A 1,455-nucleotide genomic window follows, 5' to 3' on the forward strand; every position below is an offset into this window, starting at 1 on the left:
AATATCCTTGATTTATAAAAAGCAGACAATGATTTTGATATAATTATCAAAAACTTTATTAGATTATATTAGTTTGATAAAAATATACATTAGTATGCAGATAATTTGAAATAATTTTAATGTTAATTTTAAAGATATATGTACTTAGTTTGAATAAGTTTATCAAATTAAAATTATATGAAGTAAATATTAATAAAAAAGTTTATAAAATGATTTATGATAAAGGTATATACGATATGATATTTATATGAGAAAAATAAAAATAGCTTATAATAAGGTTAATCAAGTTTTTAATATAAATAAAGAGTGTCTCAAAATAATTAATTATCAGAGACACTTTTTTATTTATATTATGTATCAATATAGTAAGAGATACTGTATATATTTGAAGTTATTAAATTAAGGATATTTGCTTTAATATAAATATCCAAAGGAACACTGTAACTACGCAAAAAGCAGATGTAAACACAACAATTTGACCTGCAAGTTCGCTATCTGAATCCATTTGCTGTGCCATGGTAAAAGATGATACAGCAGTTGGTGCAGCAAATACAATCATAAGTGTAGCAAGTTCAACACCTCTATAACCAAAGATTATACATATAGGAAGCATAATAAGTGGAACTAATATAGTTTTTCCTAGTACTGCTATAGTTGTTTGCTTTCTATATTTTTTAATTTCATCAAACTTAAATGTAGCTCCAAGTAATAAAAGTGAAAGTGGTGTAGCTATCTTTGAGATATCACTTATGGTTTTTTCTATAGGTGTAGGAATTTTAATTTTTAATATCAACGTAAGTATCCCTAAGGCAGATGCTATTATAAGTGGATTTTTTATTACACCTGTAAAAATTTTTTTAAAATTAGGTTTACCACCTCTAAAAGTTTCAAGTGCAAATACTGATAAAACATTAAAAAGTGGAACAACAACTGCTACTAAAAGTGCAGCAACACCGACTTTTTCACTTCCAAATAAAGATTCTATTATTGGAATACCAAATATTACAAAGTTACTTCTAAACAATCCTTGAAGAAGAGCACCACGTTTTTTATTATCTTTTTCTATTAACGGAACAATTAAATATAGAAGTAAATATAAAGCAATTACAGAAGTTGCTGCAAATATTATTAATTTTAAATTAAAAACGCCTTTTAAATCAGTTTTGTATATGTTATAAAAAAGCAATATTGGTAAGAATGATTTAAAAGTAACATTATTCATTGTATCTAATGTATCGTTATTAAACATATTAAGATGTTTAAGCAAATACCCTAGTGACATAGTAAGAAATAATGGCAAGACGACATTAAATGATAATATAATATTTTCCATAGTTATCTTATTTCCCCCAAATAGTAAATTTTCACATATATAATTATACTTTTAATATTTTGAAAAATCAAATAAGGTATATTATTTTATACTTATAGAAAGTATTATAGTTTTATTTAAAG

Annotated in this window: 1 protein-coding gene; it reads right to left on the reverse strand. The window is 23.9% G+C overall.

Annotated elements, in window-relative coordinates; genetic code table 11:
• Window positions 1-394 precede the first annotated feature (394 nt).
• Entirely contained in the window at window positions 395-1,333 is a 939-nt protein-coding gene (locus G3997_RS02730; RefSeq protein WP_296647703.1) for an AEC family transporter, read from the reverse strand.
• Between the last annotated feature and the right edge of the window lie 122 nt (window positions 1,334-1,455).

It is taken from the genome of Romboutsia sp. 13368, from assembly GCF_018336475.1.
Taxonomy (GTDB): domain Bacteria; phylum Bacillota; class Clostridia; order Peptostreptococcales; family Peptostreptococcaceae; genus Romboutsia.

Coding starts and splice junctions, on each gene's coding strand:
- G3997_RS02730 (WP_296647703.1), bottom strand. CDS start 1,333: ATGGAAAATATTATATTATCATTTAATGTCGTCTTGCCATTATTTCTT.